This is a genomic window from Stenotrophomonas sp. FR024 (genome assembly GCF_047500745.2).
Lineage (GTDB): Bacteria > Pseudomonadota > Gammaproteobacteria > Xanthomonadales > Xanthomonadaceae > Stenotrophomonas > Stenotrophomonas maltophilia_A.
The window spans coordinates 414,652-429,296 of record NZ_JAXAXM020000001.1 but is presented as its reverse complement, the minus strand read 5'-3'; the positions used below and the strand labels follow the sequence as shown (position 1 = coordinate 429,296).

Below are 14,645 nucleotides of genomic sequence, written 5' to 3'. Positions count from 1 at the left end.
TGGAATAAGAAAAGCTCCCGCAAGGGAGCTTTTTTATTGGCACCTGTTGAGGCTGTATGAGGTGTCTAGGCGAGATGGGGTTTGGGTGGCTGACTGTTGTGAAGAATTGCCTGGGTCTCAGTGCCTTCGCTCTGAGAAATCGCTGGTATAGCGCTCTGGTGCTTAGCTTGAAAGCTTCAGCTTGCCGTCTTATGGTTGGGCTTGTTTTGTGTCTGAGGTCGATCCTGCGCCCTGGTGGTAGTTACTGGGTAAGCTGTGCATACATCACGAACAGAAACATCGGCAGCCCGCTCAGGACTGCGAAGGCTCCAACCGCGCCCATCAGGGTCAGCACCGTCATGGCCCACCACTGCCACCAGGCGAACCCCTTATCCCTGGCCTGAGCCACGCGGGCCTCGGCCGGGTAGAGGCGTCCTACCTTTCGGGTTCCTCGCCGGGCCATAAGCGGCCCGACGACGAACCCGAAAGGTCCAGTGAGAAGCAGGGCTCCCGAATACCACCAGAAGAACCTGTCCCTGGGGGTCATCAACTTGCGCCGGGTGGGTGTGGTCTGGTCAAGCAGAGGAGGAGGCAGGCTCATTTGGCGTAGGCCCGCCACACCCCGTCTTCTTTGGCATACCTAAGATTTTTGCCAATGGGGACCGGAACCCGCCGGCCAGCAATGTCGAGCGTCACCTTTCCGCTGGTATCGCAGCGATATCCAGCGGCATCCTTGGCTTCAACGCATCCGTTGAGCTGGAACTCGGGGACATCGGAGATCTGCCCGGCCCCGCTTTGCTCGAGCAATGTGACCAGCGCTTTCTGGGCGTCGGCATTGGAGGGCGGGCCTCCGCAGGCTGAGAGGGTCAGGGCGATGGCCAGGCCGGCCAGAGGGAACCTTGCGTTCATGGGTCAATCCTTCGGATGTAGTGAGGGGCGGCGGTAGGCCGCCCTGGAGTGCTAAAGAAGCCAGCGAACTGGCTTACCGGTCTCGGTTGCCTTCCGCCCGGAAGCCGGCGATCCACATCCGCGAATCTTTGAAGGGCGTCAGCAGGCCGCTGGCCCCCGGGTGCAGATCCGATGTTTGGATGAAGCCGCTGACCCAAGCCACCCTCAGGGCAACGTCGACGGCCCGGTCGGACACACCTGGACGGCTCACGTTGACCACGAACGGCTGGCTAGCCGGGTTGGGGCCTGTGGACCGGCTGGCCCCGGTGTTGGGCTTGGCGGCAGGCACCCGAACGCCCATCAAGGTATCCCTGCCTTTCCACAGCGCGGCGCTGTTGAGCTCGGCGGTGTCGCCCAAGTCGTCGGTCTCCGTCAGGGCTGCATCGGCGCAGGTCCGGAAGGTCTCCGTGGTCGAGTCCGTAGCGCTAGTCCAAATCCGGGCCTCCACGGTCCAGCACGGCAGGGTGGTGCCCCATTCAAGGTAGGTCAAAGCGACCCGGGGCCACTCCAATCGGCCCTGCTGGGCGAGCTGGTGGTTATCGGATTTGAAGAGCCCGGGCAGCTTCCCTGCACCGCTGACCGGGGCGTAGATGGGCTGGTGGTTATTGGCTTGGCCAGCGGCAGCCCCGGTGGGCTTCACTCCAATCATCTGGCCGCCAGCGTCCTTCAAGCTCTTCCCCAGCTGCCTGAAGAAGCCGGGCTGTTGCGCCTGCTGGGTGGACTTGGTGGCTTCCTGGGCCGATGCAATCTGGCCACTCAGCGACAGCGCGGCTGCCAGAGCGGCGGCCATCCTTGTGGTGTCCTTCATTAGTTGCCCCTGTAGACCGCCACGCCGGCGGCATTTACGATAATCGCAGATGTGCAATCGGGTTCCAACAGTCAGACTTGGGAGGAGTTCAGCTTTGGTGCAAGAATCCGGATGCAGCCCAAAACGCCTACGACGGTCTATGGCAAGCGCCTGCGAAGCGCCAGGCTCGCCAAGCGTTGGACACAGGCCCAGCTGGCGGAGCGGATTGGAATGGTGGACTCCGTCTCGGGGGCGACCCGAGTGAGCCGCTACGAAACGGGTCAACATGACCCTGACCCGGCGACCTCTCAGGCATTAGCTAAAGCGCTAGGTCTTCCGGTCGCTTACTTCCATGCAACCTCAGATACGCTGGCCGAAGTGATTTTGTTGGTGTCCAGGCTGCCGGTCGCCAAGCAGAAGGAAGCCCTCCAGCGCCTGAAGGACATGTTGGCTAAATCGGAGGAAGGGCGTTGAAGAAGGTTATCTGGAAGCTGATGATCTTCTTCGCTTCATGCGGTTCGCTGCTTTCAGGCTTCTTTTGGTTCATGTCCGCCAGAATCCAGCGCGAGTTGATGGATGCTCCCGGTGCTCCCGAGCAGTTCTCAAAGACGATGTTGGTCTTGTCAGCTGACATGAACTACTGGGCCGCCCTTGGTGCTTTTTGCACAGGCGCGGCACTGGTCTTGTCCGCCATGTTTGAAGATTCGAACAGCAGCGATTGAGGCTTCTGCCGGGTCTTGAACCTCGACCATCAGTCAGCTTCCTATCCAAACGCGTCCATGGAAGAGACCGCATGTTTATCTACGTCGATGAATCCGGCACGTTCGTTTCTGCTGAGAAGAGCAACAGTTGGTGCGTCGTTGCTGGGTATGTCGTCCCAGAGGTGGCCAGGAAGCAGGTAGAGCACTCGCTGGCACTGCTCAAACGGCGCTTGGGGCGCGGTATCCAAGATGAGGTCAAACTGAAAGACCTGTCAGAAGCCAACCTGACGCGCTTCCTGGGCGAGCTTGGTAAGCTCGAAGCAACGCTCTTCGTCTCTGCGATTGACCTGGGTCATCAAGACCCCGAAGTGGTGGTGGCGCACCAAGCAAAGCAGGTCGAGAGCGTGAGAGCCAATCGTCCAAACATGCTCTATGAAGAGGGACGTGCTTCCATCGATGATCTGTCGGACAGGCTGGAACGTCTTTCTCCACAGCTCTACACCCAGATGGTGGCGCAAATCAGCCTGCTGGATCAGGTCTTTCGGGTAGCGACGCTTTATTACGTCCAACGCTTGCCGGCGACACTAAGCAGCTTCAAATGGCGCATGGATGAGAAGAACTCGGTTCGACCGATTTTCGAGCAGACGATTACTCATATGACCCCGGGCATCATCCAGGCAAAGTCTTTTCGAGACCCCGGTGTCTTCGTGGAGGGTTTCGACTACTCCCACTTCGATAGGAACTTTAGAAGTGCCCCCCAGGACATTCCAGCCTACCTCCAAGAAGCGGTTGATCATACGATCAAGTCCGCGGTGAACTTGGGAGCGGTCATGCGAGATTCCAAGTTCGTTCGCTCGCACGATGTTCCTGGCATTCAAGTGGCCGACCTGTTGGCGTCGGCCTGGCGCAGGGTGCTGAGGGGGAAGTTTGAGGACAACGAGGGCGTCGCGCGTCTTCTGGGGGTGATGACGGTTGAGGGGCAAACGCCCAATCCCTCCATCCACCTGATGACATTGGGCGAAGAGCAGTTGGCGGAAGGGACAGCGTATCGCGCGGCCCTGAATGCAAAACGGACCTGTAGGCCAATGGTCTACAAGAGAGCGGCCAAGGGCCGCAATAGCCCTAAGGCAAAGCCTTCAGGGGGTTAAGAGATGGAGGCCTTGGGGAATCGTGCTCTGAGCCTTCCCATGAAGTCGTGCCACTCCCGTTCAAACATTGAGGATGCTGCTCCCCCGTTGGAGAGCTTGGCCTCCTTCAAGAACTGCGGAAAGAGGTAGCCTTTGAAGCGTTGAGTCGACTTTTCCGTAAAGATGCGCAGTCCGTGCTGGCTGATCGAATCCACCAGTTGCGGAAGCGCGGCATAGCCTACGACGGCAAAGGGGTAGCGCTCTTGGATTCCGGCTTCCATGCCCCGTTCCTCGAGCTCGCTTTCCACCAGGGTCGAAAGCGCGTCAACGGACTTGTCGCCAAACAGCACCCAGTCTTCCAGGGTGACGACCAGGCAATAAATCGGTCCGTCTAGCACTTGGATGCCTGCTCGGCCCGACGTTGCATCAAGAATATTGCGATAGTTCTGGACGACTGCCTTGGCCAAACGCTTCAGGCCGGCCTCCAGATCGCCCGGGTTAGCCGCAAGCTTTGCCGGGATGGGAATGCGCATGGTCTTGCATTCCACAAACACGGTGGCGTTGGTATCCGTCAGCAGCCAGTCACTGCCTTGGTGCTGTGCCCCATTCACTACGTATGGGGCGGGACGCTCAGCCGCCGTTTCGCCCTGGATGAGGCCAAAGCAATCCCCTACCACCTCCTCAAATGCATCGCCGTAAGCTTGGGCGAAGCCGGCAGCGTCCGCGAGGTCATAAAAGAGCCCGGCGAGTAAGCGCTTCCCCAACAACTGTGGTCGCGGACAGGCAAGCTGATCTGGTGCGTCGGCGCGGAGCTGGATGAGCGGCCTTACGACAATGGGGTTGGGTGTGTAGTCCCACGAAGAATCATACCTAGCGTCCAGCTTGCATCGGTCGCGTAATAGCCTGGGCGTGCCAGTGATTGCTGCCACTCGGGCTGCGACCACCGAGGGACTCAGGCCAAGCTTGGCGAGCTGCGGGGCCAAGGGCACTTCGTAGCTGCTCATGAAGAGCGCTTGGGTAGCTCCGGCCAGCAGGAAGTAGTCCTCCGATGTCAGTCCCAGTGCGTTGAAAACAACGTTTGAAAGGCGACCCCGCTTGTAAAGTGACCAGTAGCGTCCAAAGTAGGCGGGGCCAAATCGATCAAAATGAGGCAGCTGTTGGTGGCCGATTCGGTGCATGGTTGTCCAGATATCCAGGTCACACCTTGCCTTAGAATCGCTGTAGCTACGGATGGCGTTGTGCAGCGTGCCTAGGTCTTGCCAGTTTCGCAGTGAACAGCGAGCGCCTTTTGAGGCTCCTGCGTGCTGAAGCACTTCTCTCAGGTAGAGATCCAGGTAGAACTCGAAGGTGTAGGCCTTGATCTGGTTCGGCAGCCCTGGCCGAGAGTGCTCATACTCGATGGGGAGTTGGTGCCCATAACCAACATGCAGGCTATAGGCCCAGATATGAACGATGGAGTCTCGCAAGCCGAAGTTGGCAGCGATCTTTGCGAGCTGATTGTAGGTCACGTTGGGGCCTCTTCCGATGAGGAGGCCCATTATCGGCCCTAACGCGGGCCTGGCGGATGCCCGTGCCGACCCGTCGCCTGGGGCCGCCGCTGCGCGAGGCTATCAAGGGTAGAACTTCCGAGGGTCCGACAACGCCGCCTTGAACTGCCCCGCTTGGTAGACCGGAAGTGCCACATCAGGGCGATACTTCTCCAGGACTGCGATCTGCTTCGTTCGTGCCTGCGCTGGCTTCTTGTGGAAATAGGCCTCGTGCAGCACAGGGACCCGCTTGCTGATGGAGTGGCCGGTGACCAGGGCAATGTCCTCGTCGGCCACCCCCATGTGATGCAGCTCCGTGGCAAGAGTATGCCGGAAAGCGTGGAACCCGACGCCTTTAGGAAAGCCGAGATCCTTCATGTATCGGCTGAACTGGTTGAGGACGCCTTGGCTGTAACGGGCGTTGGTGTCGCCATTGTCGCGTCGCACGCCGGCAGACAGGTGGGGGAAGAGGCGAGGATGGCCACAAGCTCGGATGTCCTCCACGAACGCCAGGAAACCAGCATCGAGCAGCGGTTGGGGAATGGGGAGCGTCCGAACGGCTGCTTTGCCTTTTAGGCTTTGGCGGCTCCGGTTCCTGTCTCTGTGGCTCAGGTCCGCGTCTACCGTCTTCTGGATCTTGATGCACCACACACCAGCCTCTTGGACGATGTCGTTCAACTTCAGCTGAGCGACTTCATTGATGCGCGCTCCCGTGTGGAGTCCAATCATCGGCACCCACCACCGGTGGGGCGCTTTCATGGCCCAGGCGATGAATGTGTTGGGGGCAAAGATGCGACGCAGATCTTCTTCGTCAAACAAACGCTCGGCCTTGTCGGGGTCAATGGCCAGGTCCTTCTTCGCCTCTGGGAAAAAGTGCATGGGGGAGCCCACAATGGCTTTTGCCTTGTCCAGCCGGCCAAAGAAGGTGACCAGGAACCGTCGATGCTTTTCTACGGTGGCCGGTGCGGGCGGCTGGACGCGGAGCGCCTTCCCCTGAGCCACCGCCTGCTCATACGTGAAGTTCCGATACTGAGGGTCCGACTGGAGAAGAGGTGGAGCCCAACGCATCAGTTCCCAGAGTCGGTAGATATGCACATGGTCGACCCGCGACACGGGAATATCCCCACAGGCCATAAGGAGCATCTTCAGTGACCGCGCCGTGGCCTCGATGGTGTTGCGTGTCAGGCCCATGCGCTCGCGATCAGCCAGGTAGTCCCGGATCTCGATAGACAGCAATCGGGCGGGTGCGGCGACGGGGAGAGGCTCAGGGTGGCGCGTGCCATTCTTTCCAAGGAGCGCTCGACGGGTCCGCTCGCAGGCGTCGTTGATGATCTCTTGAGCATGGATGGCTGCTTCTCGGCCAGTGACGATCATTTCACCGATGCGGACGCGGCCAATGCGCACGTTTGTCAGTTTGAGAGTGCCCGTCGGGTCTGCGAGGTAGGAGTTGAGGTGTTTCGAGGTGGGGGAGGTCACTGCGTTGCTTCCATCTGAAGGATGGAAGTACAGATACTGCGGGCCTAAAAATCGTCAACGAAAAATCGGCTTTTTATTCACGGCCTTAGGCATCGTCTGAGAGGTGCCATTTTGCACGTCTGACTAGCCAATCGTACCGCCCTAAAACACGGTGGCGTTTGCATTAGAATCAATAACTTGCGCTGGTCAGGTCAGCCCATTTTCGGAGTCATTACCGTACTGTTTAACTGGCATAAGCTAACAAAGGGTGCGATTCAACATGAACGCAGGATAAACGACTTTCGATTTTGTTAGTTTGTTAAGTGCAGTTAATCAGTTGGTGACACCTATCGAGGACTGGCAGTGGTTCGTCGCCGTGTCTAGGTATCGGACGCTTTACATTCTGTGATGGCGATCTCAGAATCGATGCGTCAGGAGGGACCTGACGAGTTTTCCCACATTCGACAGAAGGAGTTTGCGATGGCTGGTGGTAAGTATTGGTCCGGGCAGGAGTGCCCGAAGACTGCGACCTATGGGCAGTACAACGATGCAACGGGAACGTATGCGGGCAGCTCGAGCGATCGCCGCGTCGAAAAGGGCGAACGTTTCCCGCCCAGTCAGAACAACCATCACTTCGAAGAGAAGTGACGGATGGGGGGAGGGCTTACGCCCTCCCTCCTTCTTGTGTGGTTAGGAAAGCGAGGGCGCGCCTCCAAGGAGGGGAGTGGCTTTTTGAGTTCAGGAGAGACCGTGGCTGGGGGAGCAGATGACCATCTTTCGGGTATACGACATCATTTGGGACGTGGATGGCGCGTCGGTGATGCTTCCGTCCGAAGTCGAGATCGCCTGTGTTGATAGGGCTTCCCTGCCGGGCGCTCTATCAGACGCCTACGGGTGGCTGGTCACAGACTTCAAAGTAGTTTCGGCAGCAGGGGCCTAGGGTGCTTCCTACAGCTGCGCTTGAACGCTGCGGTCCGGCCTGTGCGCAGGGGAGGGCAGCGACACGGAAACAGGGGGCTTTATGGGTATTACTGCGTATCGCGGCGGAAAGCCGATCACGGACGAGCTTGAGCTGCAGGCTTACCTCGCATCTCTTTTGCGACTGGAGAACGTAGGCCTGCTGTTGGGGGCAGGGGCATCGTGCTCCGCGGGCGGGCAGACGATGAGGACGCTGTGGACATCCTTCCTGAGGGACAGTCCTGCCGATGCGGAATGGCTTCTGTCCCAGAAGTTCATCACCGAGGATGAGCGGAGATTGCCGCTTCCGCCACTTCCGGCTCTGTCTGCGGGAGCTACCACGGCATCGACAAATCCGTTTATCACAGGGCTCACTGCCAGCTTGCCCAACTTTGAAGTGCTGCTGGACAGGCTGGAGATAGCCATCCTTGAGTGGGAGCGCCAAGAGAGCTCGGAAATCACCCGAGCCCAAGCCGCTAGGGCAGCGCTTTTCAGATCTGTAGTTGGTGCCGCGAAGCTGAAGGAAGATTGGTGGACGTCTCCGTTAGGTGCTGATCTAGCCGAAGAGCTGGGAGCACATCGCTCCATACTTCAGAAGCTCACTGCTGCTCGTCAGCCTGGTCAACCGGCTCCTTGGATCTTCACAACCAACTACGACTTAGCCATTGAATGGGCAGCCGAATCGGTCGACCTTCAGGTCATTAATGGGTTCCTGGGCGTGCACAGCCGCCGCTTCTCACCCCAGAGCTTCGACCTCGGGTTCCGCAATGCCCAAGCCAAGGGCGAAGCCCGTTTCGGCGTCTACAACGTCTACTTGGCCAAGCTCCACGGCTCGCTGACCTGGAAAGAGGTTGACCACAGCTTGTATGAGGTGCCGGCGTCTGAAGCTTGGCGCGATATCGATGAGTTCTTGACAGGGTTCGCGGACAGGCTGAGCTACTTGGTCCTCCCCCGCGCTGCCAAGTATCTTCAGACCGTCGGCTATGTAATGGGCGAACTGCTGCGACGATTCGCGGAGTTCATGGCCCGCCCGCAGACGGCTCTGCTGATAAATGGCTATGGCTTCGGCGACGAGCACATCAACCGTCTCATCCGCTCTGCCCTGCTCAATCCCACTCTCCAGGTAGTCGTGTATTTGCCTGAGTTCAAGGGAGACCCCTCAGCGACGGACCTTCCGCAAACCGTGCGAAGACTCCTTGCTCTTCAGACGCCACGCCTGACCATCGTTGGTGGGGGAAGTAGGGCCTTCACCAGCGCCTTAGCAAATGATCTTCCAGACCCAACGGTCTACGATCAGGAGCTGGCAGATCTGCGCAGGCGACTGATGCCTGAGAAGCCAGATGGGACCGAGGACGACGAGCCATGAGGAGCCGCCAAGCCATAGGCTATGTTGTCCAAATCGATGGCGTGGATATCACTCTGAACCTGATGGATGTCCATCGGGGCCAGTTGGCTGCTCACGTCCATGGCGTCTCGGTCGTCACTGAAGTTGGCAGCCTTCTAGGGATTGAATCCGGTGGGCGGCTGCTGGTGATGAAGGTTCAATCCCTGTCGTTCGCTGAGCCCAAAGAGGTTCATCGGGTCGGACTTTCGGGGACTTCGGCTTCCTCCGAACCCTTGCGTCACCTTACGGGCTTGGTGGTTGGTCGACTGCGCCGCGATTCTGGACGACTAACGTTCGTATCGGATTCGCTTTCCTCGCCGGCGCTGGGTGCGGAGGCCTTCCCGCTAACAGACGACGAGCTCTCATCGATCCTGGGTGGTGACGCAGCCACGCCGGCGGACATCCACTTGGGGGATGACCTCCGAGGCGGCGGCCGTCTGACCATTGATCTACAGAGTTTAGTGTCCAGGCATGTGGCGGTGCTCGGCAGCTCAGGGCAAGGCAAGAGCTGCTTTACGGCTGCGGTGCTCCAGCAGATCGCGAAGATGCCTAAGGCGCGCGTCGTCATCTTCGATATCAACGGTGAATACGAAGACGCCTTCCCCGCCAGCAACTACCCTGCGAATGCCATCAAGGTCACTCGGATCGGTGGGTCGGATTCGGACAGCTACCGCATCCCCTACTACGCATTGGGTCGCCTTGGCCTGCAACGTCTTTTGTTGCCAAGTGACAAGACTCAACGGCCCGCCCTGACCTTTGCCTTGGACCATTTGAACAAGATTAAGTGGTTTGCGTCTTCTAAGGGTGCAGGCCTCGAGAGCGACACACAGGCTTCGCTCTTTGATGACTGTAGAGGCGACAGGGTGTTGGATGCTCAAGCCATTATTCAAGGCCTAAGAGCAGGAACGGCTCCCGTCGCCTCAGCATGGCCGCCCATGCAGGCGATGGGGCCGCTAATAGCAGATAGCCACGCCATTTCGCCAAGCAACAAAGGATTGGAGCGCAATGCCTGGAACTACGGCAACATCTCTCCCCTCATCACACGCATTGCCCGCTTCACTGACGATGACATGTTCAAAGATGTCGTTGACGTCGCGGGAGGCGCGGGCTGCGGCGGCCCACTCAGCTGGCGCAACGAGTCAAAGGCGGTCGTGGAACGACTATTTGGCGGTGATGAGGTCGACTGGCGGGTGCACATCGTTGACCTCCGACGTGTATCTCATGACCTGACCCCCTTTGTCCTGGGTGCTGTTTTGGAGCTCTATGCTTTCGAGCTGTTTAGCCGTGGCCAAGAGAACAAGCGGGAGACCCTGTTGGTGCTGGAGGAGGCGCACCACTACCTACGCCAGATGGGAACCGGCGACGAGGCCGTGAACAACGCCTTGGCATATGAGCGCCTAGCCAAAGAGGGGCGCAAGTTCGGACTGGCGCTCTGGTTGAGCACCCAGCGCCCATCGGAGATCTCTCCAACCGTGCTTTCGCAGTGCAACACCTGGGTGTCCTTCCGGCTGTCGTCGGAGAAGGACCTTTCGGCCATTCAGTCTGCTAGTGAGTGGGCGGACAAACGGGAGGTCCGGCGCATTGCTGGTCTAGCTCGTCAGAACGCCTTGGCCTTTGGTGGCAGCCTACAGATGGCTACCCTGATCCGGGCTCCGACTGCGGACCCGCTGCCTCGTTCGGAGGACGGGCGGTTCAACCAATGGGCTGATAGTCTCGACGACGGGCTCGACGTAAACGAATTCTTGTAGGGTGGCTAGGTCCAAGTGGCAGTAAGCATCAGAGGTAGGGCAACGTGGATCATTTCGAGGGGGTAGTTCTAGACTTCCTGCGGGCTGACCGCAGGCTTTTCGTCAATCCTCAGTGCTGCATCCAGTTGAATCCGGGCAGTAATCCGGACACCAGCGGGCCCCACTGGTATTGCGACGCAGTCGCTGTGAGTGTTCGAGACCGAGCGACCTACCTCTGCGAGATCTCCCACGCTGTGCGCCTGCCTGCGCTTTTGAACCGTCTGAAAAGCTGGGACCAACATTGGCTTGGATTGAAGGAGGCCTTAGCCAGGGACTGTGGTATCCCCCTCGATTGGAGGCTTCAGCCATGGCTATTCGTTCCCAATGACCGCGTGGATCGCTTGCGTTTGGGCGCACGTGCGCTATCACTGATGCCAGAGCCGCGGATAACGGCCTTGGAGGAGGTCCTCCCTTGGCGCTACCGATCTTGGGACCGTGGAGACTGTTTGGATTCTGGTCGTGACAGACTTCAATGTTAAAGCACCCAGCTTTGCTTTGCTCCAAGCTCCCATGGGCTGTTGGAAATGTGGCTTACCTACCCTAGTCACTGCCATCTGGGTCCCCCGTCTCACAGAGTTCGATGAGGAGGGCGAACTGGAGGTTGCCGATGCCGCCGTCCTGCAATATGTCGAGTCCTTGGACGCCGCTGTGGAGACGTTCGTAGACCAGGCCGCACCACTCCTGCGCATCGGACGGTCGCAGACTGCCGGCGTCAACTATTGGGCCAACCATTGTTCTCACTGTGATGCCCTTCAGGGAGACCATTTCGTGATGGGCGTGAATGGGCCTTTCTTTCTACAGTCCCGAGATGAGCTGTCTTCGCTGGCGGTCTTCCCTGGATGCACGGGCCTTAGAGCGACAGCCGGCTATTCGGAGTCGATATGGATGTCTTGGATTGGAGACCATTGAAGAAGATGTGTGTGCGGTTGGTATCTTGCCTAGAGACATTCGCGACCTAAAGCTTGCCGAGACTGGCTCAAGCTCTGCTTCCCGGTATTGACAACTAGTCTTCAACTGATAGGAATAGCTCCGGATTGAATCTTAGGGGCAGGCTGTGACGAGTGAGGAAGAAAGAGCTTTTGAGGCTGAGCTCGATCAGCTCATGGCTGAGCTGGAGCAATATTGCGAAGATCGCGATGGGGAGGATTGGTTTGTGGAAAACTGGCATCCCAGATACATGCGCATCCTTATCCGCAGAAAGAAAGCTCGAGAGGGATTGCCTGCTCAAAGCTAAAGGCCTCATGAGTAGTCGAAACCGGAAGGCTTTGGGTGTCTATAATCTGAATACTCCCAGCGGTCTGCGGACATTATTTTTGCGCCCTGTTGGGGCTCCTGCTTGGGGATTGGAGGTTGTCCGTGACGTTTGGATGGTTGTCCCGTCTTCATGGCTTTGATCTTGCTGGAAAGAACGTCAATGAACTCGGTGATGCCTTGAGTGGTCGTGGGCTGATGAATGAAGCCCTTATCCGAAAGGATGATGGCGTTGATTTCCTCGACTTTGGGGCTCAGAGCCTGGAGATACGCCGTGAAATCCTCCGGCAGAAGGCCCAGTGGCACCCAGGCGCTTTCACTGGGTTCTCTAGATTTGATCGCTATCCCGAGTCGCTTTGAGTAGATCTCTGATAAGAACCCTGAGTTGCATTCTGTGAAAATGACGGAAGACTGGTTGGCTTGCTGCTCGGAGAGGGACAGCGAAAATAGAGAGTTGGCTCCCCTCGCTCCCCGGCCGACGAACATTGGTGCGTCCATGCCTACGGCATTTAAGTAGCCCGTCAGGGTTGTGCTCAAATAAGGCTGGATAGAAAGGGTTCCTTCTTTTTCGTTCCAGAAAACAAAGTGGTGACCTAGGAGAGATCTAAGGACATTCGGGGCAGCTTCTGGAAGGGGAGGCATTCGTCCCAAGTTTATTGCTAGTTCAATGATGGAGGTAAATGCCTTCTTCTTGAATTGATGCTTTCCATCCACCAATTCCTTGGTCCATTCGGATTTAAACTGAGTTGGTGTTGGTTTGGCCTCTATTAGGAAGAAGCGGTCCGCTGCTGTAAGCAGGCAGTCTCCGAGCTTCGACTCTGCATTTCCCGAAAGGTTAAGGGCTGGCATTGGAATCGACTTGTCGCGCATCAGCCACTGCATGTCCCTAATGGCGAGCACCACAGAGACTTCCCATAGTCCTGCCATGTTTTCTTTTCCTTGAAATGTAGGGTAGTTCAACGGTATCCGATCTTCCGCTCTAGATACAACGTCGAGCTGTGCTATCGGTCTTGTGAAGCACATGAATCCCCCGGCAGATTGAACGGGGAGCAAGAGCGCACTTAGGCATCCCGGCGGATGCGCGCGCCAAGGGCTTCGCCCCTGGGACCCCAAGCCTCTGCGAGGCTTGCCAACGGCAAAAGCTGGTCCATAAAGAACCTGTTTTCACAGGAGTCTTTATGGCCATCTTCCACACATCAGTCAAAACCTTCAGCCGAGGCAAGGGCCAGTCCGCCGTCGCCGCAGCCGCCTACCGGGGCGGTCTACTGCTGTCCGATTTCGCGACCGGGCAACAGCACGACTACCGCCGTAGGAGCGGCGTTGTCGAAACCTTTTGCCTCGCGCCGCCAGATGCACCCGACTGGGCGCTGGTGCCCGGCGAGCTTTGGGCCGTGGCCGAAGCCGCCGAGCGCCGTAAGGACGCTACGGTGGCTCGCGAGTTCGAGCTGTCGTTGCCCCATGAGCTTTCGGACGAACAGCGCGCACACTTGGCGTTCTCCATTGCCGAGGCGTTGGTAGACCGCTACCAGTTCGCCATCCAAGCCAGCATTCACTCTCCTGGAACCCCGGACGGGCTCAACCATCACGTGCACCTGCTTGCCAGCACCAGGCGCATTGGTCCGGATGGGTTTGGACAGAAAACGCGCGAGCTCGATGGGGGCGTGTCGGGGAAAGTGCAGGTTCAATGGGTCCGGGAAATGGTCGCTGAAACGACCAACGCACATCTTGAAGCCGCTGGCCTGACGGTCACGATTGACCACCGCAGCTTGGCAGAGCAGGCTCGGGCGGCGTCGGACCGGGGAGACGAACTCCAGGCGGTGGCATTGTCTCGAGAGCCGACCAAGCACCTGGGCAAGGCGGCTGCCGCGCTGTCCCGAAAGGGCATGGACAGCCGGCTGGTAGCAGAGAATGACGCCATTGAGGCCGGCAACGCCGAACATCTGGACCATCTCACCATTCAAGCTGGGCGTGAGGGCAGGGCCGTGCCCATGCATCCGTCAGTCGGTCATGGCCAAGGTGGCCGGCCGTCCTCCATGCGGGGCTTGGCTCCTGGCTTGGAGATTCGAGGCGTGTCCGGAATGCGGCTGCCTCAGGTCTTGGGCCGCCAGCACGAAGCGAACGAAGATCAGCGGCCCATCAGCCTCGCCGAGCGCGTGGCTCAGGCCCTGCGAGACCTTCAGGACATCGCGCGCGCCAGGGCAGACCTGGCGACCCAGCGCATCCGTGCTGGTCTCGAATGGGCTCAAGCCGAACTTGGGCGGGCTGGGGAGACCGTCCCGTTACGGCAGTGGATCACCAAGGCGGTTCTCCAGGTCCGGGCACTGCGAGCGGCAATCCTGGGGCGTGCCTTGCGATTGGTGTCGCTGGGCAGGGCTGAACGCCTACATCACCTGGCTCAGCACGAATGGGAGCGCTTCAACACCGACTACCCCATGGGAACCAACGGCTACTCGCGCCCCGAATGGACGCAGCGCCGGGAGCGCCGCCTGTCTGCGCTGGAGCAACGGACCAAGGAGCTGGAGAAGGCGCGGTCGCGGGGCTCCGCCGAGGCATTGGCGGAGGTCGATGCGGATGTTCTTCGTAGAGCGACCGAACTGGAGGCCATGCCTTCGCCGTCACAGTTCGTCCTTGAGTGCCAGACCATGGCTCCGGTTGTCGCCGACTCCCCGGTGCCAGTTTTGAAGCCACGGCCACCCACCCTCCATTGAACGAAAGAGCCCCGCAGATGCGGGGCTTTGCCTTT

General features: G+C 58.8%; 13 protein-coding genes. 7 read left to right on the top strand and 6 right to left on the bottom strand.

Annotation, left to right across the window (positions count from 1 at the left end; translation table 11 throughout):
- Nucleotides 1-241: 241 nt before the first annotated feature.
- From ACMZ91_RS01895 to ACMZ91_RS01885, 3 genes are all read right to left on the bottom strand, one after another.
- Nucleotides 242-580 (bottom strand): hypothetical protein, encoded by a 339-nt coding sequence (locus ACMZ91_RS01895; protein ID WP_279703441.1) that lies wholly within the window; start codon nucleotides 578-580, stop codon nucleotides 242-244.
- Nucleotides 577-888 carry a hypothetical protein gene (locus ACMZ91_RS01890; RefSeq protein ID WP_279703440.1) on the bottom strand — a complete coding sequence of 104 codons (312 nt, stop codon included), beginning with the start codon at nucleotides 886-888 and terminating at the stop codon, nucleotides 577-579. The genes ACMZ91_RS01895 and ACMZ91_RS01890 overlap by 4 nt, the downstream gene beginning before the upstream one ends.
- A gap of 73 nt (nucleotides 889-961) precedes the next feature.
- Nucleotides 962-1,735: a hypothetical protein gene (locus ACMZ91_RS01885; RefSeq protein ID WP_279703439.1), complete on the bottom strand. Its 774-nt coding sequence runs from the start codon at nucleotides 1,733-1,735 to the stop codon at nucleotides 962-964.
- 111 nt (nucleotides 1,736-1,846) lie between these two features.
- Between ACMZ91_RS01885 and ACMZ91_RS01880 the strand changes: the two genes are divergently transcribed.
- The 3 genes from ACMZ91_RS01880 to ACMZ91_RS01870 all read left to right on the top strand — a co-directional run bounded on the left by ACMZ91_RS01880 (nucleotide 1,847) and on the right by ACMZ91_RS01870 (nucleotide 3,563).
- Entirely contained in the window at nucleotides 1,847-2,188 is a 342-nt protein-coding gene (locus ACMZ91_RS01880) for a helix-turn-helix domain-containing protein (RefSeq protein WP_088429199.1), read from the top strand.
- Complete coding sequence (locus ACMZ91_RS01875; protein ID WP_088429173.1) at nucleotides 2,185-2,436, top strand: hypothetical protein; 252 nt, start codon at nucleotides 2,185-2,187, stop codon at nucleotides 2,434-2,436. The genes ACMZ91_RS01880 and ACMZ91_RS01875 overlap by 4 nt, the downstream gene beginning before the upstream one ends.
- A 71-nt stretch (nucleotides 2,437-2,507) precedes the next feature.
- Entirely contained in the window at nucleotides 2,508-3,563 is a 1,056-nt protein-coding gene (locus ACMZ91_RS01870) for a DUF3800 domain-containing protein (RefSeq protein ID WP_414577754.1), read from the top strand.
- On the opposite strand, the gene ACMZ91_RS01865 is transcribed toward ACMZ91_RS01870, so the two are convergent.
- Nucleotides 3,560-5,050 (bottom strand): hypothetical protein, encoded by a 1,491-nt coding sequence (locus ACMZ91_RS01865; RefSeq protein ID WP_279703435.1) that lies wholly within the window; start codon nucleotides 5,048-5,050, stop codon nucleotides 3,560-3,562. The two genes, ACMZ91_RS01870 and ACMZ91_RS01865, sit on opposite strands and share 4 nt — an antisense overlap.
- A 102-nt stretch (nucleotides 5,051-5,152) precedes the next feature.
- The gene (locus tag ACMZ91_RS01860) at nucleotides 5,153-6,544 is read right to left on the bottom strand and encodes a site-specific integrase (protein WP_279703434.1); all 1,392 of its coding nucleotides are present in this window, start codon (nucleotides 6,542-6,544) and stop codon (nucleotides 5,153-5,155) included.
- A gap of 459 nt (nucleotides 6,545-7,003) precedes the next feature.
- Between ACMZ91_RS01860 and ACMZ91_RS01855 the strand changes: the two genes are divergently transcribed.
- The 3 genes from ACMZ91_RS01855 (at nucleotide 7,004) to herA (ending at nucleotide 10,612) form a co-directional block, all read left to right on the top strand.
- On the top strand, nucleotides 7,004-7,171 hold the full coding sequence (locus ACMZ91_RS01855; RefSeq protein WP_167345306.1) for a hypothetical protein: 168 nt from the start codon (nucleotides 7,004-7,006) through the stop codon (nucleotides 7,169-7,171).
- Nucleotides 7,172-7,544: 373 nt separating this feature from the next.
- Nucleotides 7,545-8,846 carry an SIR2 family anti-phage-associated protein gene (locus tag ACMZ91_RS01850; protein WP_279703433.1) on the top strand — a complete coding sequence of 434 codons (1,302 nt, stop codon included), beginning with the start codon at nucleotides 7,545-7,547 and terminating at the stop codon, nucleotides 8,844-8,846.
- Complete coding sequence (gene herA, locus ACMZ91_RS01845; protein WP_341775350.1) at nucleotides 8,843-10,612, top strand: anti-phage-associated helicase HerA; 1,770 nt, start codon at nucleotides 8,843-8,845, stop codon at nucleotides 10,610-10,612. The genes ACMZ91_RS01850 and herA overlap by 4 nt, the downstream gene beginning before the upstream one ends.
- 1,278 nt (nucleotides 10,613-11,890) lie before the next feature.
- On the opposite strand, the gene ACMZ91_RS01840 is transcribed toward herA, so the two are convergent.
- A complete protein-coding gene (locus ACMZ91_RS01840; protein WP_279703431.1) occupies nucleotides 11,891-12,829 on the bottom strand; it encodes a hypothetical protein in 939 nt (312 codons plus the stop codon).
- Between the two features lie 251 nt (nucleotides 12,830-13,080).
- On the opposite strand from ACMZ91_RS01840, the gene ACMZ91_RS01835 reads away from it, so the two are divergent.
- Complete coding sequence (locus ACMZ91_RS01835; RefSeq protein ID WP_049450266.1) at nucleotides 13,081-14,610, top strand: MobA/MobL family protein; 1,530 nt, start codon at nucleotides 13,081-13,083, stop codon at nucleotides 14,608-14,610.
- The last annotated feature ends 35 nt before the right edge of the window (nucleotides 14,611-14,645 follow it).